Origin of the sequence: Pseudomonas sp. FYR_2, assembly GCF_043106425.1 — a bacterium.
GTDB classification, from domain to species: Bacteria; Pseudomonadota; Gammaproteobacteria; order Pseudomonadales; family Pseudomonadaceae; genus Aquipseudomonas; species Aquipseudomonas monteilii.
In genome coordinates this window covers 218,201-243,578 of sequence record NZ_JBICMM010000048.1, presented here as the reverse complement: position 1 = coordinate 243,578, position 25,378 = coordinate 218,201, and the positions used below count along the sequence as shown (strand labels likewise).

At 61.7% G+C, this 25,378-nt stretch carries 20 protein-coding genes, 2 tRNA genes and 1 pseudogene; 18 read left to right on the top strand and 5 right to left on the bottom strand.

Annotated features, from left to right (window positions below):
* Window position 1: 1 nt before the first annotated feature.
* The 10 genes and pseudogenes from miaA to ACF8R4_RS22005 all read left to right on the top strand — a co-directional run bounded on the left by miaA (window position 2) and on the right by ACF8R4_RS22005 (window position 10,287).
* Window positions 2-973, top strand: a complete 972-nt coding sequence (miaA, locus tag ACF8R4_RS22050) for a tRNA (adenosine(37)-N6)-dimethylallyltransferase MiaA (protein WP_060500376.1) — start codon at window positions 2-4, stop codon at window positions 971-973.
* A 94-nt stretch (window positions 974-1,067) separates the two neighbouring features.
* Complete coding sequence (hfq, locus tag ACF8R4_RS22045) at window positions 1,068-1,328, top strand: RNA chaperone Hfq (protein ID WP_003258160.1); 261 nt, start codon at window positions 1,068-1,070, stop codon at window positions 1,326-1,328.
* Between the two features lie 12 nt (window positions 1,329-1,340).
* Entirely contained in the window at window positions 1,341-2,642 is a 1,302-nt protein-coding gene (hflX, locus tag ACF8R4_RS22040; RefSeq protein WP_016712319.1) for a ribosome rescue GTPase HflX, read from the top strand.
* A gap of 96 nt (window positions 2,643-2,738) precedes the next feature.
* Window positions 2,739-3,920, top strand: a complete 1,182-nt coding sequence (gene hflK / locus ACF8R4_RS22035) for an FtsH protease activity modulator HflK (RefSeq protein WP_060500378.1) — start codon at window positions 2,739-2,741, stop codon at window positions 3,918-3,920.
* A complete protein-coding gene (gene hflC, locus ACF8R4_RS22030; RefSeq protein WP_060500380.1) occupies window positions 3,920-4,789 on the top strand; it encodes a protease modulator HflC in 870 nt (289 codons plus the stop codon). Before hflK ends, hflC begins: the two co-directional genes overlap by 1 nt.
* A 301-nt stretch (window positions 4,790-5,090) precedes the next feature.
* Entirely contained in the window at window positions 5,091-6,278 is a 1,188-nt protein-coding gene (locus ACF8R4_RS22025) for an ATP phosphoribosyltransferase regulatory subunit (RefSeq protein WP_003249540.1), read from the top strand.
* A gap of 56 nt (window positions 6,279-6,334) precedes the next feature.
* A complete protein-coding gene (locus ACF8R4_RS22020; protein WP_016712316.1) occupies window positions 6,335-7,627 on the top strand; it encodes an adenylosuccinate synthase in 1,293 nt (430 codons plus the stop codon).
* A 106-nt stretch (window positions 7,628-7,733) separates the two neighbouring features.
* Window positions 7,734-8,852 (top strand): annotated as a pseudogene (locus tag ACF8R4_RS22015) (methyl-accepting chemotaxis protein); the annotation flags it as partial.
* 21 nt (window positions 8,853-8,873) lie between these two features.
* A complete protein-coding gene (locus ACF8R4_RS22010; protein ID WP_371257696.1) occupies window positions 8,874-9,758 on the top strand; it encodes a methyl-accepting chemotaxis protein in 885 nt (294 codons plus the stop codon).
* A 58-nt stretch (window positions 9,759-9,816) separates the two neighbouring features.
* Window positions 9,817-10,287: a DUF2867 domain-containing protein gene (locus ACF8R4_RS22005; RefSeq protein ID WP_060500386.1), complete on the top strand. Its 471-nt coding sequence runs from the start codon at window positions 9,817-9,819 to the stop codon at window positions 10,285-10,287.
* 112 nt (window positions 10,288-10,399) lie between these two features.
* On the opposite strand, the gene ACF8R4_RS22000 is transcribed toward ACF8R4_RS22005, so the two are convergent.
* From ACF8R4_RS22000 to ACF8R4_RS21985, 4 genes are all read right to left on the bottom strand, one after another.
* Window positions 10,400-11,965 carry an iron ABC transporter permease gene (locus ACF8R4_RS22000; RefSeq protein WP_060500388.1) on the bottom strand — a complete coding sequence of 522 codons (1,566 nt, stop codon included), beginning with the start codon at window positions 11,963-11,965 and terminating at the stop codon, window positions 10,400-10,402.
* A complete protein-coding gene (locus ACF8R4_RS21995; RefSeq protein ID WP_164525133.1) occupies window positions 11,965-12,978 on the bottom strand; it encodes an extracellular solute-binding protein in 1,014 nt (337 codons plus the stop codon). Before ACF8R4_RS21995 ends, ACF8R4_RS22000 begins: the two co-directional genes overlap by 1 nt.
* Before the next feature lie 220 nt (window positions 12,979-13,198).
* Window positions 13,199-13,285 (bottom strand) — tRNA-Leu (locus ACF8R4_RS21990).
* Window positions 13,286-13,372: 87 nt separating this feature from the next.
* Window positions 13,373-13,459, bottom strand: a tRNA-Leu gene (locus tag ACF8R4_RS21985).
* 271 nt (window positions 13,460-13,730) lie between these two features.
* Here ACF8R4_RS21985 and rnr point away from each other — a divergent pair.
* From rnr to dnaB, 7 genes are all read left to right on the top strand, one after another.
* Entirely contained in the window at window positions 13,731-16,316 is a 2,586-nt protein-coding gene (rnr, locus tag ACF8R4_RS21980; protein ID WP_060500392.1) for a ribonuclease R, read from the top strand.
* Entirely contained in the window at window positions 16,313-17,059 is a 747-nt protein-coding gene (gene rlmB / locus ACF8R4_RS21975) for a 23S rRNA (guanosine(2251)-2'-O)-methyltransferase RlmB (RefSeq protein ID WP_060500394.1), read from the top strand. Before rnr ends, rlmB begins: the two co-directional genes overlap by 4 nt.
* Window positions 17,060-17,366: 307 nt before the next feature.
* The gene (gene rpsF / locus ACF8R4_RS21970) at window positions 17,367-17,792 is read left to right on the top strand and encodes a 30S ribosomal protein S6 (RefSeq protein WP_003249557.1); all 426 of its coding nucleotides are present in this window, start codon (window positions 17,367-17,369) and stop codon (window positions 17,790-17,792) included.
* A 28-nt stretch (window positions 17,793-17,820) separates the two neighbouring features.
* Window positions 17,821-18,051, top strand: a complete 231-nt coding sequence (rpsR, locus tag ACF8R4_RS21965) for a 30S ribosomal protein S18 (RefSeq protein WP_003249563.1) — start codon at window positions 17,821-17,823, stop codon at window positions 18,049-18,051.
* Window positions 18,052-18,084: 33 nt separating this feature from the next.
* On the top strand, window positions 18,085-18,948 hold the full coding sequence (locus tag ACF8R4_RS21960; RefSeq protein WP_060500396.1) for a hypothetical protein: 864 nt from the start codon (window positions 18,085-18,087) through the stop codon (window positions 18,946-18,948).
* A gap of 20 nt (window positions 18,949-18,968) precedes the next feature.
* Entirely contained in the window at window positions 18,969-19,415 is a 447-nt protein-coding gene (gene rplI / locus ACF8R4_RS21955) for a 50S ribosomal protein L9 (RefSeq protein ID WP_003249568.1), read from the top strand.
* 113 nt (window positions 19,416-19,528) lie between these two features.
* Window positions 19,529-20,926 carry a replicative DNA helicase gene (gene dnaB, locus ACF8R4_RS21950; RefSeq protein ID WP_060500398.1) on the top strand — a complete coding sequence of 466 codons (1,398 nt, stop codon included), beginning with the start codon at window positions 19,529-19,531 and terminating at the stop codon, window positions 20,924-20,926.
* 116 nt (window positions 20,927-21,042) lie between these two features.
* On the opposite strand, the gene ACF8R4_RS21945 is transcribed toward dnaB, so the two are convergent.
* On the bottom strand, window positions 21,043-22,710 hold the full coding sequence (locus ACF8R4_RS21945) for an ATP-binding cassette domain-containing protein (protein ID WP_392493444.1): 1,668 nt from the start codon (window positions 22,708-22,710) through the stop codon (window positions 21,043-21,045).
* A 346-nt stretch (window positions 22,711-23,056) separates the two neighbouring features.
* Between ACF8R4_RS21945 and ACF8R4_RS21940 the strand changes: the two genes are divergently transcribed.
* On the top strand, window positions 23,057-25,357 hold the full coding sequence (locus ACF8R4_RS21940) for a YgiQ family radical SAM protein (RefSeq protein WP_392493443.1): 2,301 nt from the start codon (window positions 23,057-23,059) through the stop codon (window positions 25,355-25,357).
* The last annotated feature ends 21 nt before the right edge of the window (window positions 25,358-25,378 follow it).

Below are 25,378 nucleotides of genomic sequence, written 5' to 3'. Positions count from 1 at the left end.
AATGAGCGGCAAGCCCCCTGCAATATTCCTGATGGGCCCGACGGCGGCCGGCAAGACCGACCTGGCTATCGAGTTGACCAAAGTGCTGCCTTGCGAGCTGATCAGCGTCGATTCGGCGCTGGTCTATCGTGGCATGGACATCGGTTCGGCCAAGCCGTCGAAAGCAATCCTCGCTGCCCACCCGCACCGGCTGATTGACATCCGCGACCCGGCCGAGAGCTATTCGGCCGCGCAGTTCCGTGCTGACGCCCTGGAGGCCATGGCCGAGATCACTGCACGCGGCAAGATACCGCTGCTGGTGGGCGGCACCATGCTCTACTACAAGGCGTTGATCGAGGGCCTGGCAGACATGCCGGCGGCTGACGCTGCCGTGCGCGCCGAGCTGGAGGCTCAGGCCGAAGCGCTGGGCCTGGCCGAGCTGCACCGCCAGCTGGCCGAGGTTGACCCGGTGTCAGCGGCGCGCATCCACCCCAACGACCCGCAGCGGCTGATCCGGGCGCTGGAAGTGTACCGGGTGAGTGGCGAGAGCATGACGGCTCATCGCCAACGTCAATTCGCGGAAAGTCGCGGCGCAGACGCAGGCGCTGACGGACATTTGCCCTATACTGTCGCCAGTTTGGCGATTGCTCCTACAGATCGTCACATTTTGCATCAGCGAATTGCGTTACGATTTTCGCAGATGCTGGAACAGGGCTTCGTTGACGAGGTCCGATCGCTGCGAGCCAGAAGTGACTTGCACGCCGGGCTACCGTCTATACGGGCAGTGGGGTATCGGCAGGTCTGGGATTACCTGGATGGCAAGCTGACTGAGAATGAGATGCGTGAACGCGGTATCATTGCAACCAGGCAGCTGGCCAAGCGGCAGTTCACCTGGTTGCGTGGCTGGCCTGACGTACACTGGCTTGACAGCCTGGCCTGCGACAATCTGTCCCGCACCTTGAAATACCTTGGGGCCATCGCCATATTGGGCTGAGTCCCTGCTGATTGCCGTCTATTCTTGCGAAGGGGCGGCCTAATTTATCGATTTTATTGATTTTCTATTATTTATCCTTACAGGAGTGCGGCATATGTCAAAAGGGCATTCGCTACAAGACCCTTACTTGAACACCTTGAGAAAAGAAAAGGTCCCGGTATCCATCTACCTGGTCAACGGTATCAAGCTGCAGGGCTCGATCGAATCATTCGACCAGTTCGTGGTACTGCTGAAGAACACCGTCAGCCAGATGGTCTACAAGCACGCCATTTCGACTGTCGTGCCTGCCCGTCCGGTTCGTCTGCCAAGCCCGTCCGATTCCGAACACGGCGACAGCGAGCCAGGCAACGCCTGATAGGAGCCTGCATTGTTCTTTGAGCGCCACGGTGGTGGTGAGCGGGCGTTGCTCGTTCACTTGGAAGGTCAGAACCCTGAGGCGCGCGAAGACCCGCAGGAGTTTCAGGAGCTGGCATTGTCGGCCGGTGCCGACATCGTCTCGTTGGTCACGGTGTCAAGGCATCAGCCTTCCGCCAAATACCTGATTGGCAGTGGCAAGGTCGAGGAATTGCACGACCTGGTCCATGCCGAGCAGGTAGACCTGGTGATTTTCAATCACACCCTCACGCCCAGTCAGGAGCGCAACCTTGAACGTGTGTTCGAGTGTCGTGTGCTTGACCGTACCGGGCTGATCCTCGATATCTTCGCCCAACGGGCGCGTACCCATGAAGGCAAGCTGCAGGTCGAACTGGCCCAGCTGGAGCACATGAGCACGCGGCTGGTGCGCGGCTGGACCCACCTTGAGCGACAAAAGGGTGGTATCGGTCTGCGCGGCCCGGGTGAAACCCAGCTGGAAACCGATCGCCGCCTGTTGCGGGTGCGCATACGCCAGATCAAGTCACGCCTGGAAAAGGTACGCAGCCAGCGTGAGCAGGCGCGCCGTGGGCGCAAGCGCGCAGACATCCCGTCGGTGTCGTTGGTGGGTTACACCAACGCCGGCAAGTCCACGCTGTTCAACGCGCTCACCGAATCCGAGGTGTACGCCGCAGACCAGTTGTTCGCCACGCTCGACCCGACCTTGCGCCGGCTTGAGCTGAACGACCTGGGGCCGATCGTGCTGGCCGACACCGTGGGCTTCATTCGCCACCTGCCGCACAAGCTGGTCGAGGCATTTCGGGCTACGCTCGAAGAGTCGAGCAACTCCGACCTGTTGCTGCATGTGATCGACGCCCATGAGCCAGAGCGCATGGAGCAGATTGAGCAGGTGCTCGCGGTTTTGGGTGAGATTGGTGCCGAAGGGTTGCCGATCCTCGAGGTGTATAACAAACTCGACTTGCTCGAAGATGTCGAGCCGCAGATCCAGCGTAATGCCGATGGCAAGCCGGAACGGGTCTGGGTATCGGCACGCGATGGGCGTGGCCTGGAGCTGGTCGGCCAGGCAATTGCCGAGTTGCTGGGGGATGATCTGTTTGTCGGTACCCTGTGCCTGGAGCAGCGTTTTGCCCGCTTGCGCGCGCAATTCTTTGCCTTGGGTGCCGTGCAGAGTGAAGAGCATGATGAAGAAGGGCGCAGCCTGCTGAGCGTGCGACTGCCCATGGTCGAACTGAATCGCCTGGTCAGCCGCGAAGGCATGGAGCCGCAAGTGTTTGTCGAGCAACACACTTTGCAATAAATGCTCGTCGAGGTCGCCGGGCAGCAGTGACAGGCATTCTGTAGCATTGGACGGCGCGCCGTGGGCGCGTCTTTGCTTTATCAGATGGAGAGCGCTATGGCTTGGAACGAGCCGGGTGGCAACTCGAACAATCAGGATCCCTGGGGCGGCCGCCGTGGTGGCGGTGGCGGTGGTGGTGACAAGAAAGGTCCGCCGGATCTGGACGAGGCCTTCCGCAAATTGCAGGACAGCCTGAATGGCATGTTCGGCAGTGGCAAGAAACGTGGCGGCGGTGACCGCAATGTCGGCAAGGGCGGTGGCCTTGGCCTGCTGGGCATTGGCCTGGCGGTGCTGGCTGCCATCTGGCTGTACAGCGCCGTGTACGTGGTCGACGAGCAGGAGCAGGCCGTGGTGCTGCGCTTCGGCAAGTACTATGAGACGGTCGGTCCCGGCCTGAACATCTACTTCCCGCCGATCGATCGCAAGTACATGGAAAACGTCACGCGTGAGCGTGCCTACACCAAGCAGGGCCAGATGCTGACCGAAGACGAGAACATCGTCGAGGTGCCGCTGACCGTCCAGTACAAGATCAGCAACCTGCAGGACTTCGTGCTCAACGTCGACCAGCCTGAGGTAAGCCTGCAGCACGCGACCGACAGTGCCCTGCGCCACGTGGTGGGTTCCACCTCGATGGACCAGGTGCTCACCGAAGGCCGTGAGCAGATGGCCGTGGATATCCGCGAACGCCTGCAGCGCTTCCTCGACAACTACCGTACCGGTATCACCGTTACCCAGGTCAACGTACAGAGCGCGGCAGCCCCGCGTGAAGTGCAGGAAGCCTTCGACGACGTGATCCGTGCCCGCGAAGACGAGCAGCGTGCCCGCAACCAGGCCGAGTCCTACGCCAATGGCGTGGTGCCGGAAGCCCGTGGTCAGGCCCAGCGCATCATCGAGGACGCCAACGGTTACCGCGACGAAGTCATCGCCCGGGCCAAGGGTGAGGCCGACCGCTTCACCAAGCTGGTCGCCGAGTACCGCAAGGCACCTGACGTGACCCGTCAGCGCCTGTACCTGGAGACCATGCAAGAGGTCTACAGCAACACCAGCAAGGTCATGGTGGCCACCAAGGACGGGCAGAACAACCTGCTCTACCTGCCACTGGACAAGATGGTCGAAGGCAGCCGCAACCCGTCCGCGCCAACTGGCAGCGTGTCGCCATCGGTCAACGATGCGGCCGCACGTGCGGCGCAGGACCTGCAACAGCAACAGCAGCCGCTGCGCACTAGGGAGAGCCGCTGATGAGCAACAGATCGCTGATCGCCCTGATCGCCGCCGTGGTGCTGGCCATCGTGGCCTGGAACAGCTTCTACATCGTGTCCCAGACCGAGCGTGCGGTACTGCTGCGTTTCGGTAAGGTAGTCCAGGCGGATGTTCAGCCAGGCCTGCACGTGAAGATTCCGTACGTGAACCAGGTACGCAAGTTCGACGCCCGCCTGATGACCCTCGACGCCCCGACCCAGCGGTTCCTGACCCTGGAGAAGAAAGCGGTGATGGTCGACGCCTATGCCAAGTGGCGCGTCAAGGATGCCGAGCGCTTCTACACCGCCACCTCCGGCATGAAGCAGATCGCCGACGAGCGTCTCTCACGTCGTCTGGAAAGCGGACTGCGTGACCAGTTCGGTAAACGTACCCTGCACGAGGTGGTTTCCGGTGAACGTGACGCGCTGATGGCTGACATCACCGCATCGCTGAACCGCATGGCCAACAAGGAGCTGGGTATCGAGGTGGTTGATGTGCGCGTCAAAGCCATCGACCTGCCGAAGGAAGTCAACCGCAGCGTGTTCGACCGCATGAGCACCGAGCGTGAGCGTGAGGCTCGTGAGCACCGCGCCAAAGGTAACGAACTGGCTGAAGGTATCCGTGCCGATGCCGACCGTCAGCGCCGTGTACTGCTGGCCGAAGCTTATCGCGAAGCAGAAGAAACCCGCGGTGACGGCGACGCCCAGTCGGCCGCCATCTATGCCAAGGCCTACACCCAGGACGCCGATTTCTACGCGTTCTACCGTAGCCTGCAGGCGTACCGCGAGAGCTTCTCGAACAAGAGCGACGTGCTGGTCCTGGACCCGAAGAACGAGTTCTTCCGCTTCCTGGACAAGAGCAAGCCGTGATGCTCAGGCCCTGATCTTCATGCAGCGGCGCCCCGCCTGGCAGCTAAAACACCAGGCGGGGTGCATCCTGAATGAAAAGGGGTGTATGATGAGGCAGCCGGGAAATTTCCCGGCTTTTTTGCGTCTGCAAGGTTGATTGGCAACGCGCCAGTTGACGGTTTGGTCAGGTCGCAAGGCAATTTGAGGGTATCGGGTACGGTGGCTGCGCTGGGATCAGTGCTGCCCGCTGCTGTGCGCGATACCGGCTTTACTGACGGCTCGCCTGCTGGCAAGCCGCCCGGACCAGAGGGGAAATGGCGTAATGGCAACGGTAGACCGCTGGCTGCTGCCAGATGGCATCGAGGAAGTACTGCCACCTGAAGCTGCGCGCATCGAGATCGCGCGCCGCCAGGTGTTGGACCTGTTCCAGAGTTGGGGCTACGAGCTGGTCGTCACCCCGCATATCGAGTACCTGGAGTCGCTGCTCACCGGCGCCGGCCAGGACCTGGATCAGCGCACCTTCAAGGTGGTGGACCCGCAGTCCGGCCGCCTGATGGGCTTCCGCGCCGACTTCACCCCGCAAGTGGCGCGCATCGACGCCCACACCCTGCGCCGTGAAGGCCCGAGCCGCCTGTGCTATGCCGGTAGCGTGCTGCACGCCCAGCCGCGTGCACTGTCGACCTCGCGCAGCCCGATCCAGCTGGGTGCCGAGCTGTATGGCGATGCCAGCCCTACCAGTGATGTCGAAGTCATCAGCCTGATGCTCGCCACGCTGCAGCTGGCCGATGTGCCGGATGTGCACATGGACCTGGGCCACGTTGGTATCTACCGTGGCCTGGCCCGTGCCGCTGGCCTGTCCGGTGCGGTGGAGCAGCAGTTGTTCGACGCCATGCAACGCAAGGCTGTCGATGAAGTGCAGGCGCTGACCGCCGACTTGCCGAAAGACCTGGGCAACATGCTGCGCGCCCTGGTCGAGCTGTGCGGTGGCCGTGAAGTGCTGGCCGAAGCCCGCGTGCGCCTGGGCCGTGCCCCGGCCAGCGTGCTGGCAGCGCTGGACGACCTGCTGGCGATCGCTGACCGCCTGGCGTCGCGCTACCCGGACCTGCCGCTGTACTTCGACCTCGGCGAATTGCGCGGTTACCACTATCACACGGGCGTGGTGTTCGCCGTGTTCGTGCCAGGCGAAGGTCAGTCGATCGCCCAGGGCGGGCGTTACGACGACATCGGCGCCGACTTTGGCCGGGCGCGCCCGGCCACCGGTTTCTCCACGGATTTGAAGACCCTGGTCACACTGGGGCGAGCGGAGGTCGTATTGCCAACGGGCGGCATCTGGATGCCGGACAGTGGTGATGCGGCCCTCTGGCAGCAAGTCTGCCAGTTGCGCAACGAGGGCCAGCGTGTGGTCCAGGCCCTGCCTGGCCAGCCGTTGAGTGCTGCTCTCGAGGCGGATTGTGATCGGCAATTGATTCAGCAAGACGGGCGCTGGCAGGTTCTGCCGCTGGCCCAGTGAGTTTCTGCGTCGGCAGTAGGCCGGCAACCAAGTTTGCGTGAATGAGGACCAATGTAATGGGTAAGAATGTCGTCGTCCTGGGCACCCAGTGGGGTGATGAGGGCAAAGGCAAGATCGTCGATCTGCTGACCGAACATGCTGCCGCCGTAGTGCGCTACCAGGGTGGCCACAACGCGGGTCACACCCTGGTGATCAACGGTGAAAAAACTGTTCTGCACCTGATTCCGTCCGGCATCCTGCGTGAAGGCGTACAGTGCCTGATCGGCAACGGCGTGGTCGTTGCCCCGGATGCGCTGATGCGTGAAATCACCAAGCTGGAAGAGAAGGGCGTACCGGTGCGCGAGCGCCTGCGCATCTCCCCGGCTGCGCCGCTGATCCTGTCGTACCACGTGGCCCTGGACCAGGCCCGCGAAAAAGCCCGTGGCGAAGCCAAGATCGGCACCACCGGCCGTGGTATCGGCCCAGCCTACGAAGACAAGGTTGCGCGCCGCGGCCTGCGCGTAGGCGACCTGTTCCACCGCGAGCGTTTCGCGGCCAAGCTGGGTGAGCTGCTGGACTACCACAACTTCCAGCTGGTGAACTACTACAAAGAGCCGGCCATCGACTTCCAGCAAACCCTGGACGAGTGCATGGCCTACGCTGAACAGCTCAAACCGATGATGCTCGACGTCACCGCCGAGCTGCACAACCTGCGTCGCGCCGGCAAGGACATCATGTTCGAAGGCGCCCAGGGCTCGCTGCTGGACATCGACCACGGTACCTACCCGTACGTCACCAGCTCCAACACCACTGCTGGCGGTATCTCCACCGGCTCCGGCGTTGGCCCGATGTACCTGGACTACATCCTGGGTATCACCAAGGCCTACACCACGCGCGTAGGCTCCGGTCCGTTCCCGACCGAACTGTTCGACGAAACCGGCGCCACCCTGGCCAAGCGTGGCCACGAGTTCGGTTCCACCACTGGCCGTGCCCGTCGTTGCGGCTGGTTCGATGCCGTGATCCTGCGTCGCGCTATCGACGTCAACAGCATCTCGGGTATCTGCCTGACCAAGCTGGACGTACTGGACGGCCTGGAAACCATCAACATCTGCGTTGGCTACAAGAACGAGAACGGTGCCGTCATCGACGCGCCTTCCGATGCCGACAGCTACATCGGCCTGGAGCCGGTGTACGAAGAGATGCCAGGCTGGAGCGAGTCGACCGTGGGCGTTAAAACCCTGGAAGAGCTGCCGGCCAACGCTCGCGCCTACATCAAGCGCATCGAAGACCTGATCGGCGCGCCGATCGACATCATTTCGACCGGCCCGGACCGCAACGAGACCATCGTACTGCGTCATCCGTTCGCCTGATCTGCCCTCCAGGCTGATCTGACGCCGTGGCCCTGAAAGGGGCTGCGGCGTTTTCATTTCTGCGTCGAGCGAGATCAGTCAACCACCTGGCTGAACCTTGGCGTTTATGCCTGCTGTCTCCGGCACAACCCTTGCTGTAAGAAGTTTCTGTAGATGCCATCAAAATAGTGGCGCCAGAATACACGAGGGTTACACCGTGTCTGCCATCCTCTCACTGTTACGAAGCCGCCTTTTGCGGCCTGTGTTTGTTGCCCTTGGTATCGCTCTTTTGGTGCAGGTGCTGGTTGCCGTTGCGCTTACCCGAAGCACGGTCACTGCCCTGGAGGCCGACCTTGGCGAGCGCTTGGGCAATGACAGCCGTCAGTTGGCCGGCGAACTGGAGCAAGCCGGGCAGGATGTGCGCTCGGGCCTGGACGGTCTATCCAGCAGCACCCGTCAGCGCCTGAGCGCAGGGTTGTCGGCACGGCTGCAAAGCGAACAGGAGCAACTGCGCGGCACCCTGGAAAAGAACCTGAAGGACTCCGCCAACGATATGGCAGAGCTGTTGGCCTCGGTTGCCCCGCGTGCCATCTGGGACAACGATGTGCCTGTGCTTTCAGACTTTGCACGGCGTGCCCAGCGCAATCCCAACGTGCTATTCGTGGTGTACGACGACGCCCAGGGCCAGCACCTGACCCGCTATCTGAACCGGCAAAACCCGATCAACCAGGCGTTGATGGAAAAAGGCCAGGGCGAGCGAGCGCTGGACAAAGTGATCGATGCAGCCCGGCGCGATCCTGCCGTTTACTTCGTCGAGGCTTCGATCAGCCCCAATGGCGCAGAAATCGGCAAGGTGGTGATGGGGGTTTCCACAGCGGGTATCGAGCAGGAACTGAAGGCCCTCGATCAGCGCTTCGCGGCCCTGATCGCCAGTGGCGAGCAACTGGTAGGCGACAGCCTAGTCGGCGCTGCTGCTGACAGCGGCAAAACCCTGCGTGAGCGGCTGGAAAAAGCTCAGGGCAGTGCCGCTGCCATGCAGGCCAACACCGCGCAAACCGTTCGCGATGCTGCCGGCGAGCTGCGCTGGCGCATTGGTCTGGGCCTGGTGCTGGTTGGTCTGGGTGTGTTGCTGGTGGTGGCCATGGTGCTAGGTCGTCGTGTGCTGAGCAAGCTGCGCCTGCTGATTACTGCCCTTGACGACCTGGCGGCAGGCGAGGGCGACCTGACCAAGCGTGTGCCCCTCGACAGCCGAGACGAGATCGGCGACATGGCTTCGGCCGTGAACCGCTTTGTCGACAAGTTGCAACCGATTGTGCGCGAAGCGGGCGAGGTGGCCCAGCGTACCGGTGTGGAAATTGGCGCGATGGCCCAGCGCAATGCCGGTGCCGATGCTGCTGCTGCGCTACAGCGCGATGAAGTGGCAGCCAGCCTGCGCGACCTTTCGAGCATGGCCGATGAAGCCCAGGCCGAAAGCCATGCGATGCAGGCGGCCTTGAAACAGGTGGTGGATATCCGCCAGGCCACCGACGAAAACAGCCGCACCTCGACCCAGCTCGCAGGGCTGATCGAAAACCTGGCTGGCCAGGTGGAGACAGGTTCTCAGGTGATCGAGCGCCTGGCCAAGCAGAGTGAGCAGATCGAAGTGGTGCTGACGGTGATCCACGGCATCGCCGAGCAGACCAACCTGCTGGCTTTGAATGCGGCCATCGAAGCGGCCCGGGCCGGTGAGACCGGGCGCGGCTTTGCCGTGGTGGCGGATGAGGTGCGGGCGTTGGCGAGCAAGACGCAAAGCTCCACAGGGGATATCCAGGCGCATATCGCTGCGCTGCAGAAGGGCGCCAAGGAGGCTGTGGCGACGATCAGCCAGGCCGGGCTGAAGGCCAGTGAAGGGCTGCTGGTGCTGCGTGACAACGAGCGCCGTCAGCAGTCTGTGCAGGCGGCGGTGGAGCAAGTTCACGCAGCTATCGGCCTGGCTACCCGCGCGGCCGAGCAGCAGGCGAGCGGCGCGCAGGCGGTGCGTGGGCGGGTGGAGACTATCCATGCCCAGGCCGAGCGCTCGGCCGAGGTGGTGATGCAGACCACGGCCAGTAGCAAGGTGCTGGATGATCTGGCTGCACAGCTTCGGGCGAGCCTGGGGCAGTTCAGGGCCTGACGCGAATCGTGTGGGGCGGTGCTATGATGGCGGAGAAACATGACAAAGGGAGTTGCTCATGTCCGCCCGACTGGTCGCCGCTCCGGCTGAACTGGACTTTCTTCATCGCGATGGCATTTCCGTCACTGCGCCCATGACCGCCCTGCAGGCCTATTGTGCCATGACTTCGGACGTTCCGGGCTGGCTGGCCATGGCCTTTCGCCTACGCGACTTCATCTCTCGCTGGTTCAACGTTGCCACTATTGACGGTTTCTCATCGCGTAATCCTGAGCGGGTTCCGGCAGTGGGTGAGCGTCTGGATTTCTTTGCCGTCGAGGCTATCAGCGACCAGCAACTGGTCCTGACTTCGCGTGACACGCACCTTGCGGTCATGGTGAGCATGGATCTGGATGAAGAGGGGCAGGGCCGGCAGCACTTGAGCGTCACCACGTCGGTGCAGTGCTTCAACCGTTTTGGCCGGCTCTACATGCTGCCGGTTGGCAAGGCACATGGGCCAATCGTGCGGCGTATGCTGCGCAACATCGCGTGATGTCTGTGATGGCCTCATCGCCGGCAAGCCAGCTCCCACAGGTACTGCGCAGGCCTTGAAGGCGACGCGGTACCTGTGGGAGCTGGCTTGCCGGCGATGAGGGCTTCGCGCTTTATGCCTTGTTCAGGTACATCCGCGTAGTCAGCAGATAAACCGGCAGCCCCGACACCACGATCAGCAATGCCGCGTAAGGCGCCGCTGCGGCGAACTCGACGTTGGCCGTATGCGCCCACACCTCGGTAGCCAGGGTGGTCATCCCGGTCGGGCTGAGCAGCAGGGTAGCTGTCAGCTCTTTCATGGCATCCAGGAACACCAGCGCAAACGCTGCCGCCATGGCCGGGAAGATGATCGGCAGGGTCACCCGGCAGAATGCCGTGAAGCTGCTGGCGCCCAGGGTGCGCGCGGCTTCCTCCAGTGTTGGCGAGGCCTTGTTCAGCGCGGTGCGCACCGGTGACTGCGCCAATGGCAGGAACAGCAGCGCATACGCCAACAGCAGCAACGCCGTGGTCTGGTACAGCGCCGGCACGTAGTGCAGGGCGAAGAACACCAGCGTCAGGGCAATCACCAGGCCGGGCAGGGCGTGTAGCAGGTACGGCAAGCGCTCGGCCCAGATCGCCAGGCGGCCTTTGTAGCGCACCACCAGGAAGCTGATCGGTAGCGCCAGCAGCACACAGAAACCGGCACCGCCAAGCGACACCGACAGCGAAGTGAACAGCGCCTTGGAGATAGCCCCCACCGGGAATGCTGCCGACGAACCCACGCTCAGCCAGTAGCCGAGCATGGCCAGCGGGATACCGCTGCCCAGCACTGCCAGAGCCACGCAGAGTAGCTGCGCCGGTACGGCCCAGCCACGCAGCCGCACGGGTTGCGCGCGGCGTGCCACGCCTTGGCCGATGCGCACATGGCGGGCTTTGCCGCGTACACGCAATTCCAGCCACAGCATCACCAGGCACATCGCCAACAGCACGGCAGACAGCATGGCCGCGTTGGCATTGCTGAATTCCAGTTCGAACTGCTGGTAGATCGCCGTGGTGAAGGTCTGCAGGCCGAGGATCGACAGCGCCCCGAACTCCACCAGCATGTGCAGTGCGATCAATAGCGCTCCGCCGAGCATCGAGGGCCACAGCAGCGGCAAGGTGACCTTGATGAACACACCCCAGCGGCTGCAACCCAGGGTGCGCGCCGACTCCTCCAGCGAGGTGTCGAGGTTGCGCAGGGTGGCGGCCACCGGCAGAAACACCAATGGGTACTTGGACAGGGCCATGACCAGGATGGCCCCGCCCAGCCCTTCGAAGTCCGAGCTCAGCGATACCCAGGTGAAACTGCTGACGAACGACGGTACCGCGAAGGGCAGGCAAAGCACCACGCCCCACAGGCGTCGGCCAGCCAGGTTGCTGCGCTCCAGCAGCCAGGCCAGGGCCAGGCCGACCACCATGCAGGCCAGCGTCACCCCGACCATAAGCATCAGGGTATTGCGCATCAGTCCCCAGACAAAGGGGCGCCACAGCAGGTGCAAGGCTTCACGCCAGCCGGCTTCCCAGGCTTTGATGGCGACATACAGCAGCGGCAGCAAGCTCATCGCCACCAGGAACAGCACAGGCAGCACCACCCAGATGGAGGGGCGCTTGCGGCGCGGCACGAAGCGTACCGGCACCGGCTCGGTCAAGGCAGCGGTCATCAGAGCAGGCCGACCTCGCGTTCAAGCTCGATGGCTTCCTCGGCATTGCCCAGGTCGGCCGGCGAGATTTTCGGCGGGCGCAGATCTTCGAACGGCTTCAGGCCCCGGTCGGAAACCATGCCCTTGTGCAGCGGGTACTCGGCGGTGGTCTGGGTGATCACCCGCTGGCCTTCTTCGCTGGCCATCCAGTTGAGCAGGGCCTGGGCTTCTTTCGGGTGCTTGCTGGCCTTGACTACAGCAGCGCCAGAGATGGTCACCAGGTTGCCGGCATCGCCATCGGCCAGGTAGTAGAGCTTGGTGTCGAGCTTGCCGCGTTCGCGTTCAAGTGCATACCAGTAGTAGTTGTTCACCAGTACCGCAGCCACTTCACCTCTTTCCACGGCTTTGAGGGCGACCATGTTGTTGGTGTAGGTTTTGCCGAAGGCTTTCAGGCCAGTCAGCCATTCTTCGGTGGCTTCACGGCCGTGCATCTTCAGGATGGCCACGGCCTGCTCCTGGAATGCACCGCTGGTGGGTACGTAGCCGACGCGGCCTTCCCACTCAGGGTTGGCGAAGTCCATCACCGTGGTCGGCAGGTCTTTTTCATCGACCTTCTTCGGGTTGTACACCACGATGCGCGTGCGCGCGGTGATACCCATCCAGGTACCGTTGGCGCCTACGTACTCCTTGGGCATCATGTTTGCGGTGGCGTCGTCGATCTTCGCCAGCAGGCCCAGTTCGCCCAGGTTGTTCAGGGGCGGGGACTCTTCGGTGTAGATGAGGTCGGCTGGCGAACGGTCGCCCTCCTCGATGATCTGGCTGGCCAGCTGGTTGCTGCTGCCCTTGCGGATATCGATGTGGATACCGGTCTTGGCCTCGTAGGCCTTGGCGATGGCTTCGCCGATTTCCTTGTGCTGACCGTTGTACATGGTCAGGGTGACCGGTGCGTCTGCCATGGCGGCCGGAGCGCCGATGACCAGGCTCAGCACGGCGGCGGCCAAGGTACGCATCAGCGGTTGCGGGCGGATCGTCATGCGGGTACTTCCTCGCTTACGGCTACATATTTGGAAACAATGGTAAACGAAATCGTTTCTCAAGTGGCCGGGTGACGAGAAATTCATGGTCAGACCATGGTGCAAGAGGATGATTTAGCCGCGAAGAGGCCGGCAAAGGTTTGTACCTATGACCGAAAGAGGAGGGATGCAAAAATCGCAGGCAAGAAAAAACCCACTAGCAAGCTAGTGGGTTTTTGTATGGTGCCCAGGAGAAGACTCGAACTTCCACGACCGTTAAGTCACTGATACCTGAAACCAGCGCGTCTACCAATTCCGCCACCTGGGCAAAGCTTTACATCATCTGCAGAAGGCGACTATTGTCAGCTTCACACAGTAGTAACAGATCCTTGGTCATCTATTACTTGAAAATATTTGGTGCCCAGGAGAAGACTCGAACTTCCACGGCCGTTAAGCCACTGATACCTGAAACCAGCGCGTCTACCAATTCCGCCACCTGGGCACACATTTGAGGTTACTTGATGCTTTACAGCGTCGTTCATCTCTACTACAACTTCGGGGTTGTCCGTCGTTGTGGTGCGCACTATACGGACGGTCCGGGGGGCTGTAAACCCCCCAAGCGAAAAAAATTTCAAAAAATTCAACTTGTTGATTCCGCAGGCCTATTCCTGTTCGCCGGAAGCGCCGGTGGGGCTGTCCAAGGCTGACATTTCCGGTTTCAATACGCCTATGCCAGAATTCCTATCTATATACCCCAAGGTGAACCCCTTCTGATGGCCGATTGGCAATCCCTCGATCCCGAGGCCGCTCGCGAAGCGGAAAAATACGACAACCCTATCCCCAGCCGTGAGCTGATCCTGCAGCGCCTCGCCGACCGTGGCGAACCGGCCGCGCGTGAGGAGCTGGCGGCCGAGTTCGGTCTGTACGAAGAAGACCAGATCGAAGCCCTGCGCCGCCGCCTGCGTGCCATGGAGCGTGACGGCCAGCTTATCTATACCCGGCGCGGCACTTATGCCCCGGTAGACAAACTGGACCTGATCTGTGGTCGCGTCTCCGGCCACCGCGATGGCTTTGGCTTCCTTATTCCCGATGACGGCAGCGAAGACCTGTTCCTCAGCCCGTCGCAGATGCGCCTGGTGTTTGACGGTGACCGCGGCCTGGCCCGTGTCTCTGGCGTCGACCGCCGTGGCCGCCGCGAAGGTGTGCTGGTCGAGGTCATCTCCCGTGCCCACGAAAGCGTGGTCGGCCGTTACTTCGAAGAAGGCGGCATTGGCTACGTAACCCCGGACAACCCGAAGATCCAGCAGGAAGTGCTGGTGACCGCCGGGCGTAATGGCGGCGCGAAGATCGGCCAGTTCGTCGAGATCAAGATCACCCACTGGCCAACCCCGCGCTTCCAGCCGCAAGGCGACGTGGTCGAGGTCATCGGCAACTACATGGCGCCGGGCATGGAAATCGACGTTGCCTTGCGCAGCTACGATATCCCGCACGTCTGGCCCAAGGACGTGATCAAGGAAGCGCGCAAGTTCCGCTCCGAAGTCGAAGAGAAGGACAAAGAGAAGCGCGTCGACCTGCGCCATCTGCCGTTCGTCACCATCGACGGCGAAGATGCGCGCGACTTCGACGATGCTGTCTATTGCGAACCGCTGGGCAAGCTGCGCCTGTTCTCCGGTGGCTGGCGCCTGTACGTGGCCATTGCCGATGTGTCCAGCTACGTGCGCCTGGGCTCGGCCCTGGACGTCGAAGCCCAGCAGCGCGGCAACTCGGTGTACTTCCCCGAGCGTGTAGTGCCGATGCTGCCTGAAGAGCTTTCCAACGGCCTGTGCTCGCTGAACCCGCACGTCGACCGCCTGGCCATGGTCTGCGAAATGACCATGAACAAAGCCGGCCAGATGGTCGACTACCAGTTCTACGAAGGCGTTATCCACTCCCACGCCCGCCTGACCTACAACAAGGTCAGCAGCATGCTCGAGCACGCCCGCACCCGCGAAGGCAAGGCACTGCGCGAGGAATACAAGGACGTCGTGCCAGACCTGAAGAACCTGTACAACCTGTACAAGGTGCTGGTAGATGCCCGTCACACCCGAGGCGCCATCGACTTCGAAACCCAGGAAACCCGCATCATCTTCGGCGACCAGCGCAAGATCGCGGAAATCCGCCCGACCGTGCGCAACGATGCCCACAAGCTGATCGAGGAATGCATGCTGGCGGCCAACGTGGCCACCGCCGAGTTCCTGCAAAAGCACGGCGTGCCAGCCCTGTACCGCGTGCACGACGGCCCGCCGCCGGAGCGCCTGGAAAAGCTGCGCGCCTTCCTCGGTGAGCTGGGCCTGAGCCTGCACAAAGGCAAGGACCCTTCACCGAAGGATTACCAGGCCCTGCTGGCGAGCATCGCCGGGCGCCCGGACTTCCACCTGATCCAGACCGTGATGCTGCGTTCGCTGAGCCAGGCCGTTTACAGCACCGAGAACAATGGCCACTTCGGCCTGAACTACGAGGCGTACACCCACTTCACCTCGCCGATCCGCCGTTACCCGGACCTGCTGGTGCACCGCGCCATCCGCAGTATCATCCGTTCCAAGGTCGATACCCCGCACGTCAAGCGTGCCGGCGCCATGAGCATTCCCAAGGCGCGTATCTACCCGTACGACGAGAACACCCTGGAGCAACTCGGCGAGCAGTGCTCGATGACCGAGCGCCGGGCCGACGAAGCCACCCGTGACGTGGTGAACTGGCTCAAGTGCGAGTTCATGAAGGATCGCGTGGGCGAGACCTTCCCGGGTGTCATCACTGCCGTGACCGGTTTCGGCCTGTTCGTCGAACTGACCGACATTTACGTAGAGGGCCTAGTGCACGTCAGTGCGCTGCCGGGCGACTACTACCACTTCGACCCTGTGCACCACCGTCTGTCGGGCGAGCGCACCGGGCGCAGCTTCCGCTTGGGCGACACCATCGAAGTCAAGGTCATGCGTGTTGACCTGGACGAGCGCAAGATCGACTTCGAAGTGTCGGAAAAGACCCTCGCCGCACCGATCGGCCGCAAGCAGCGCGGCGCCGCGCCAGCAGCCGACAAGGTTGAGCAGCAGCCGGTGACCGAAGCGAAAGCCACGCCTAAACCGCGTAGCCGCAAGAGCGAAACCGCCGAGGCGTACTTCCCGAAAGACGCCGTGCAGCGTAACGCCGAAGTGCGCAAGAGCCGCGAAATGAAAAAGGCGCTGATGAGCGAGGCACGCAGTGGCGGCCATGCCAGCAGCAAGTCGGACAAAGGTGGCAAGTCCTCCGGTTCCGGCAAGCCAACCAAGCACCGTAAAGGCCCGCCGAAGTCCGGTGCGCCACGCAAGAGCAAGAGCAAGTCATGAGTCAGCTGGAAAAGATCTACGGCGTGCACGCCGTGCAGGCATTGCTGCAGCACCATCCGAAGCGGGTCAAGCAGATCTGGCTGTCGGAAGGGCGCAGCGAGCCACGCCTGGAAACCTTGCTGGCGCTAGCGGCGGAAAACCGCGTGCCGGTCGGCCAGGCCGAGCGCCGTGAGCTTGATGCCTGGGTAGAGGGCGTGCACCAGGGCGTGGTCGCCGAGGTCAGCCCAAGCCAGGTGTGGGGTGAGTTGATGCTCGAAGAGTTGCTTGAGCGCACCGAAACCCCGCCGCTGATCCTGGTGCTGGACGGTGTGACCGACCCGCACAACCTGGGCGCCTGCCTGCGTACGGCCGATGCGGCGGGTGCCACGGCCGTGATCGTGCCCAAGGATAAATCGGCCACGCTAACGCCGGTTGTGCGCAAGGTGGCCTGCGGTGCGGCAGAGGTGATCCCGCTGGTGGCCGTGACTAACCTGGCGCGTACGCTGGAGAAGCTGCAGCAGCGCGGCCTGTGGGTGGTGGGCACTGCCGGCGAGGCCGAGCAGGAGATCTACCAGCAGGACCTGACCGGGCCACTGGTGATGATCATGGGCGCGGAAGGCAAGGGCATGCGTCGGCTGACCCGCGAACATTGCGACTTCCTGGTGAAGTTGCCGATGGGCGGCAGCGTCAGCAGCCTGAACGTTTCGGTGGCGACCGGCGTTTGCCTGTTCGAAGCCGTGCGCCAGCGTCAGGCCAAGCGCTGATCGCGTAAGCCTGTTCCGGCCTCTTCGCGGGCAAGCCCGCTCCCACAGGATCCGCACCTGATTCGAGTGTGGTGCGCGCCTGTGGGAGCGGCCTTGCCCGCGAAGAGGCCGATAGCCTGTGAATATGTTTCTGACTGTTCAAATATTCGCCAATTGCCTTGCTTGTGCGCTACGCCTTCTCTACAATTGCGCCCCTTGCCGAGCTGGCAGGCGCTCATGTGCCTCCCCTCCGTGCAAGACATACAGTGTCATTCACTCCTTGTCTGACCAGATTCACTGGCAGACTACTAACCCGTAAGGAGCATTCATGCGTCATTACGAAATCATCTTCCTGGTTCACCCGGACCAGAGCGAACAAGTCGGCGGCATGGTTGAGCGTTACACCAAGCTGATCGAAGAAGATGGTGGCAAAATCCACCGCCTGGAAGACTGGGGCCGTCGTCAACTGGCCTACGCAATCAACAATGTTCACAAGGCTCACTACGTGATGCTGAACGTTGAGTGCACCGGCAAGGCCCTGGCCGAGCTGGAAGACAACTTCCGCTACAACGATGCCGTTATCCGTAACCTGGTCATCCGTCGCGACGAAGCCGTTACCGGCCAGTCCGAGATGCTGAAGGCTGAAGAGAACCGCAGCGAGCGCCGTGAGCGTCGCGAGCGTCCTGAGCATGCTGACTCCGCCGAAGGCGACGACAGCAATGACAGCGACTCCAGCGATAACGCTGACGAGTAATCCACGGACCTTTAGAGGAGCCTATTAAATGGCACGTTTCTTCCGTCGTCGTAAATTCTGCCGCTTCACTGCTGAAGACGTGAAAGAGATCGACTTCAAAGATCTCAACACCCTGAAAGCTTACGTATCCGAAACCGGCAAGATCGTTCCAAGCCGTATCACCGGTACCAAAGCTCGTTATCAGCGTCAGCTGGCTACCGCTATCAAGCGCGCCCGCTTCCTGGCCCTGCTGCCCTACACCGACAGCCACGGCCGCTGAGACCGGGTCGTCGACAAGCAGTAAGGGATTAGCATGCGAGCGTTAGCAAGTTTCATCATGCGCGGTCGTGTGCAGGCCACCCTGGTGGTGGTCATCAGCGCGGTACTGCCGCTGCTGTTCTGGTTGAGTGCCGCTGCCGGCAGCCTTGTGCTGCTGCGGCGTGGGTTCAAGGATGCTACAACGGTCATCGTCGGCGGCCTGCTGGCCGGGCTGGCCGTGTGGGTCATGGGTGATCCCATCACCTTTCTGGTGATTGCGGGTGCCCTGGCCCTGGCCGCCATGCTGCGTGCCGAGCATCCCTGGAGCCGGGTGTTGCTGGCCAGTGCCGTGTTCGCCGTGGCGTTTAGCCTCGTGCTTGATCTGGCGCTGGCGCAAACCTTCGATGTGCTGGCCAAGGCGTTTGCCGAAGCCATGCCGAAAATCGAGGGGCAACCGGTGCTCTCCGGTGAGCTGATCCGCCCTGTGCTGGTCGCTTCCACAGCAGTGACGGTGCAATTGTTCAGTGTGTTGGCGTTAATGCTGGCGCGCTACTGGCAGGCAGCGTTGTACAACCCTGGAGGCTTCGGTCGCGAGTTTCGCGAACTGAAGTTGCCGAAACAGACCATGGCGGTCTTGGTGGCAGTGATGGTGGTGGCGCCGTTTATCGGCCCGCAGTTCATCATCCTGGCATCGGCTTCCAGCCTGGTTCTGGTGCTGGCCGGCATCGCCTTGATGCACGGGCTGGTGGCACAGGGTCGACTGGCCGGTTTCTGGCTGGTAGGCATGTACGTGACGCTGCCGCTGATCATGCAGCTGATTTATCCGTTGCTGGTGGTTTTGGCCATTGTCGACAGCCTGATTGATTTTCGCGGTCGCAAGTCCCCCAAGGGGAATGACTCCGCGAACGGTGAAGGTTAAAAGTTAAGAGGTTTTACCAAATGGAACTGATCCTGCTGGAAAAAGTCGCTAACCTGGGCAACCTGGGCGACAAAGTAAAAGTTAAGGCTGGTTACGGCCGTAACTTCCTGCTGCCATTCGGCAAGGCCACCGTTGCCAACGCCGCCAACCTGGCTGCGTTCGAAGAGCGTCGCGCCGAGCTGGAAAAAGCAGCCGCTGACAAGAAAGCTTCGGCTGAAAGCCGCGCTGCCCAACTGGCCGAGCTGGAAGTGACCATCACTGCCACCGCTGGCGACGAAGGCAAGCTGTTCGGTTCGATCGGCACCCACGACATCGCTGACGCCCTGACCGCCTCCGGCGTTGAAGTGGCTAAAGCTGAAGTTCGTCTGCCGAACGGCACCATCCGTCAGGTTGGCGAATACGACGTAGCCGTGCACCTGCACAGCGACGTTGAAGCCACCGTACGCGTGGTTGTCGTAGCTGCCTAAGCTGCGCTGACTGGCTGGCTCCTTGCGAGCCAGGCGGTTAACATCGGGCACGGTCCTGTTTTCGACAGGCCGTGCCCTTTGTCTTTTTCATCCTCCAGAATTCTTTCGTGGCCATGAACGAGATCACCAACTCCGAACAGCTAGACCTGCAAACCGCAGCCCTGAAGGTGCCGCCGCATTCCATCGAGGCCGAACAGGCCGTGCTCGGTGGCCTGATGCTGGACAATAACGCCTGGGAGCGAGTGCTGGATCAGGTGTCGGATGGCGACTTCTACCGGCATGACCACCGCCTGATCTTCCGTGCCGTGCACAAGTTGGCCGACGCCAACCAGCCATTCGACGTGGTAACCCTGCACGAGCAGCTGGATAAAGAAGGCCTCTCTTCGCAAATCGGCGGCCTGGCGTACCTGGCCGAGCTGGCCAAGAACACCCCGTCGGTGGCCAACATCAAGGCCTATGCCGCGATCATTCGCGAGCGGGCCACATTGCGCCAACTGATCAGCATCAGTACCGACATCGCTGACAACGCCTTCAACCCGCAGGGGCGTAACGCCGAAGAAATCCTCGACGATGCCGAACGGCAGATCTTCCAGATCGCCGAGGCGCGGCCGAAAACCGGTGGCCCGGTAGGCGTCAACGAGCTGTTGACCATGGCCATCGACCGCATCGATACGCTGTTCAACTCCGACAGCGATATCACTGGCGTGTCCACCGGCTTTACCGACCTGGATGAAAAAACCAGTGGCTTGCAGGCTGCCGACCTGATCATCGTCGCGGGCCGTCCGTCGATGGGTAAGACCACCTTCGCCATGAACCTGGTGGAAAACGCCGTGCTGCGTACCGACAAGGCAGTGCTGGTGTTCTCCCTCGAGATGCCAGGCGAATCGCTGATCATGCGTATGCTTTCGTCGCTGGGCCGTATCGACCAGACCAAGGTGCGTTCCGGTCAGCTGGACGACGATGACTGGCCGCGCCTGACCTCGGCGGTGAACCTGCTCAACGACCGCAAGCTGTTCATCGACGATACCGCTGGCATCAGCCCCTCGGAAATGCGCGCCCGTACCCGTCGGCTGGCCCGTGAGCACGGCGAAATCGCCATGATCATGGTCGACTACCTGCAGTTGATGCAGATTCCGGGGTCGGCTGGCGACAACCGGACAAACGAAATTTCCGAAATCTCCCGCTCGCTCAAGGCCCTGGCCAAGGAATTCAACTGCCCGGTCATCGCCTTGTCGCAGCTGAACCGCTCCCTGGAACAGCGCCCGAACAAACGCCCGGTGAACTCCGACTTGCGTGAATCCGGTGCTATCGAGCAGGACGCCGACGTGATCATGTTCGTGTACCGCGACGAGGTGTACCACCCCGAGACCGAGCACAAGGGCGTGGCGGAAATCATCATCGGTAAGCAGCGTAACGGCCCCATCGGCTTTGTGCGCCTGGCGTTCATCGGCAAGTACACCCGCTTCGAGAACCTCGCGCCGGGTATGTACAACTTCGATGATGATGAATAAAGCGCGGTTTAATTAGGCTGCGAATATCTACCGGCTTAACAGGAACTCTGTGGGAGCGGCTTCAGCCGCGAAGAATCCATCGCGGAGGATGGCACCGGCTATGCCAGTGTTCGCGGCTAAAGCCGCTCCCACGGGGTGTGCGGTGCGCCTGCTGGCTCAGCGTTCTGAGCGATCTTCGTTCTTGCTTGACTGACGATGCGCCCCTCGCTCAGGGTGATAACCCGGTCAAACCGCGACAACGCGCTCTGATCATGCGTCACGCAGATCAATCCCTTCCCTTGGAATGTTTCGAATAACAGGTCCCAGGTGCGCTCTGACGATCCGGCATCAAGCCCAGCTGTGGGCTCGTCAAAGAAGTTGAATTCGCCGGGCCGGTTAAGCAAGCGTAGCAACGTCAGCCTGCGTGCTTCTCCACCCGAAATGGATTCTGCGCGTGCGTCCAGTTCAAGCTCGTACCAGTCTTTGCTTAGCCCCAGGCACTCAAGCCATCGTTCGATTTGAGCGCGATCATGAGCATGCTCGAACAATACCGCCCGGGGCATCGAACCGGGTATGAAGTGCGCATCCTGAGGGCAGAGTCGTAAACTATTGAACTGCTCACGCCCGTCGAGTGCAGCTAGGCACCTACCGTGCAAGTGAACATGCCTGCGCAACTGGAATACCGTTCCTGCCAGCGCATGCAGAAGTGTGGACTTGCCGCACCCGCTGGGCCCAACCAGCGCAACCCGTTCTCCTGCACGAATTACCAAAGGCTCATCGATCAGCAGTTGCAGCGCGTTTCGGGCGCTGAGTTGGCAGGGGGTAATGCAAAGCCCTGCGTTTTCATCTGAGGGCTCTGCCTTTATGGATTCTGTCGGGCCGAACACCGGAAGTTGCAGCCAGTGTTCGAGCTTGCGTTTGTCGAGCCGGAACTGATCGAGCAATCGCCAGGCTTCCGCCAGTTGTGCAACGCCTGTGAGCAGTCCACTCACCAGCGTGAAGAGCGCAACAAGCTCGCCTAGGCTCAGGTGCGGTGTTGCCTGAGATTGATCATGGATGCCCCACATGAGCAATCCGCCACTGCCCAGGCCAATGAACAACGTACGCAGGCCCTGGAGCCATCCGCCACTGTGGGCAACCCGTACCGCTGAGTCGGCATAGCCCGAGAGTGTCTGGTTGACGGGAATCATTGCTGCATCTTCGGCCCTCTCCAGCTTGACCGTTGATGCGCTGGCGAAGGTATCCACCCATTGTTCCGCCAGTTCGTCTTCTCGTGAGTTGACTGCTTCGATATGTCGCCGACGCCAGCGCACCAGACGATCATTGGCCCACAGATATGCCAGGCTCAAGGGTACGAGGCCGATCAGTACCGAAGTAGCATCCAAGTAGGCGAAGAGCGTAATCAACACTGCAGCTTCTGCCAGTACCGGCCATGCCGAACCAATCAGAAAGCCCAGCCATCGCTCCTGTGCCGTTATCCCTCTATCCAGTACCTTTACCAGCGTTCCGCCATGGAGTTGTCCATAGGCTTCGAAGCGTTTGTCCAGCAATGCTCGACACCAGCGGATAGAGAGTTGTTTCACGCGTTCCTGGCAGAGGCGCGCAAGGCACCAGGCTTGCAAAGGGGTCAGCGAGGCTTGCAGTGCGATCAGACTTGCGAAGGCACCGAGCAGAAACAGGGAAGACGAGGCTGAAGTGGACAGGTTGTCGATGATGTCAGCCAGGATCAGGGCTGGTACGACGGTTGCGATTTTCAGTACCAATGTCGCGCTCAGGGCTGCGAAGATGCCTGGATAGATATGCATATGCCTCGCGCCCGTTATACAGAAAGTGGATGCCGGGCCTGATTGGCTGGAGAGGGCCTGGAACGGAGTGGTGCTGGAGGGTCGTATCTTTCAACAGGTTCGGCTGGTTGTCTGCCTGACAAGAGTTTGGAAATGTATCCGGTAGAGGGAGCGGGCGTGCCCGCAACGAATTCAGCGCCTATGAGATCGATATATGCCCCACCGCAAACCTCAAGCCAGGCACCTGGCAGCCCACATCCAATCATCGCCCACCCCACCAATCCCCACGAAGACAGTCGGATTTGGTCAAAATTTGTGCTATATTCCGCGCCCGCGATTTCCCTGCACACCAGAACCGGTCACTGACATGCAAGCAGCCAAACCACTCTACGACTATCCCAAGTACTGGGCCGAATGCTTCGGGCCAGCACCTTTCCTGCCGATGAGCAGGGAGGAGATGGATCTGCTCGGCTGGGATTCCTGCGACATCATCATCGTGACCGGTGATGCCTACGTCGACCATCCGTCGTTCGGCATGGCCATCATCGGCCGCCTGCTGGAGGCCCAGGGCTTCCGCGTGGGCATCATTGCCCAGCCGAACTGGCAGTCGAAAGACGACTTCATGAAGCTCGGCGAGCCGAACCTGTTCTTCGGTGTGGCCGCCGGCAACATGGACTCGATGATCAACCGCTACACCGCAGACAAGAAGATGCGTTCGGACGATGCCTACACCCCTGGTGGCCTGGCCGGCAGCCGTCCGGACCGCGCCAGCCTGGTGTACAGCCAGCGCTGCAAGGAAGCCTACAAGCATGTGCCGATCGTACTCGGCGGCATCGAGGCGTCGCTGCGCCGCATCGCCCACTACGACTACTGGCAGGACAAGGTCCGCCACTCGATCCTGATCGACGCCAGTGCCGACATCCTGCTGTTCGGCAACGCCGAGCGTGCGGTGGTCGAAGTGGCCCAGCGCCTGTCCAACGGCGAGAAGATCGAGAGCATCACTGACGTGCGCGGCACGGCCTTCGTGCGCCGTGATACCCCGCAAGGCTGGTACGAGATCGACTCGACCCGCATCGACCGCCCTGGTCGCGTGGACAAGATCATCAACCCGTACGTGAACACCCAGGACACCCAGGCCTGCGCGATCGAGCAGGCCAAGGGCGACCAGGAAGACCCGAACGAAGCCAAAGTGGTGCAGATCCTCGACAGCCCGAGCGTGACCCGTGAAAAATCGGTGATCCGCCTGCCGTCGTTCGAAAAGGTGCGTAACGACCCGGTTCTCTACGCCCACGCCAACCGCGTGCTGCACCTGGAGACCAACCCGGGCAACGCCCGCGCCCTCGTGCAGAAGCATGGCGAAGTGGATGTGTGGTTCAACCCGCCGCCCATCCCCATGAGCACCGAAGAAATGGACTACGTGTTTGGCATGCCGTACGCCCGTGTGCCGCACCCGGCCTATGGCAAGGAGCGCATCCCGGCCTACGAGATGATCCGTTTCTCGGTAAACATCATGCGTGGCTGCTTCGGTGGCTGCACCTTCTGCTCGATCACCGAGCACGAAGGCCGCATCATCCAGAACCGCTCGCACGAGTCGATCCTGAACGAGATCGAAGAGATGCGCGACAAGGTGCCGGGCTTCACCGGCGTGGTCTCCGACCTTGGCGGCCCGACCGCCAACATGTACCGCATCGCCTGCAAGAGCCACGACATCGAGAAGCACTGTCGCAAGCCGTCGTGCGTGTTCCCCGGCATCTGCGAAAACCTCAACACCGACCACAGCTCGTTGATCGAGCTGTACCGCAAGGCCCGTGCCTTGCCGGGCGTGAAGAAGATCCTGATCGCCTCGGGCCTGCGTTACGACCTGGCCGTTGAGTCGCCGGAGTACGTGAAAGAGCTGGTCACCCACCATGTGGGCGGTTACCTGAAGATTGCCCCGGAGCACACCGAGCGTGGCCCGCTGGACAAGATGATGAAGCCGGGCATCGGCACCTACGACCGCTTCAAGCGCATGTTCGAGAAGTTCTCGAAAGAGGCGGGCAAGGAACAGTACCTGATTCCGTACTTCATCGCCGCGCACCCGGGCACCACTGACGAAGACATGATGAACCTGGCCCTGTGGCTGAAGGGCAACGGCTTCCGCGCCGACCAGGTACAGGCGTTCTACCCGTCGCCGATGGCTTCGGCCACGGCCATGTACCACTCGGGCAAGAACCCGCTGCGCAAGGTGACCTACAAGAGCGAAGGGGTGGAGATCGTCAAGAGCGACGAGCAGCGCCGCCTGCACAAGGCGTTCTTGCGCTACCACGACCCGAAAGGCTGGCCGATGCTGCGTGAAGCACTGCAGCGTATGGGCCGTGCCGACCTGATTGGCCCGGGCAAGCACCAGTTGATCCCGCTGCACCAGCCGCAGACCGATACCTACCAGAGCGCACGCCGCAAGAACTCGACGCCGGCGGGCAGCCACAAGGTGGGCAAGGATCAGAAGATCCTGACCCAGCACACCGGCCTGCCACCGCGTTCCAGCGATGGCAGCAAGCCGTGGGACAAGCGCGAGAAGGCCAAGGCCGAGGCGTTTGCACGTAACGAGAAGGCGGCCAAAGAGCGCAAGGAAGCGGCCAAGGGTGGCAAGGGCAACAAGAAGCCGCGCCAGCCAGTCATTCCGCGTTAACTGATCGATTTTTGGGGCTGC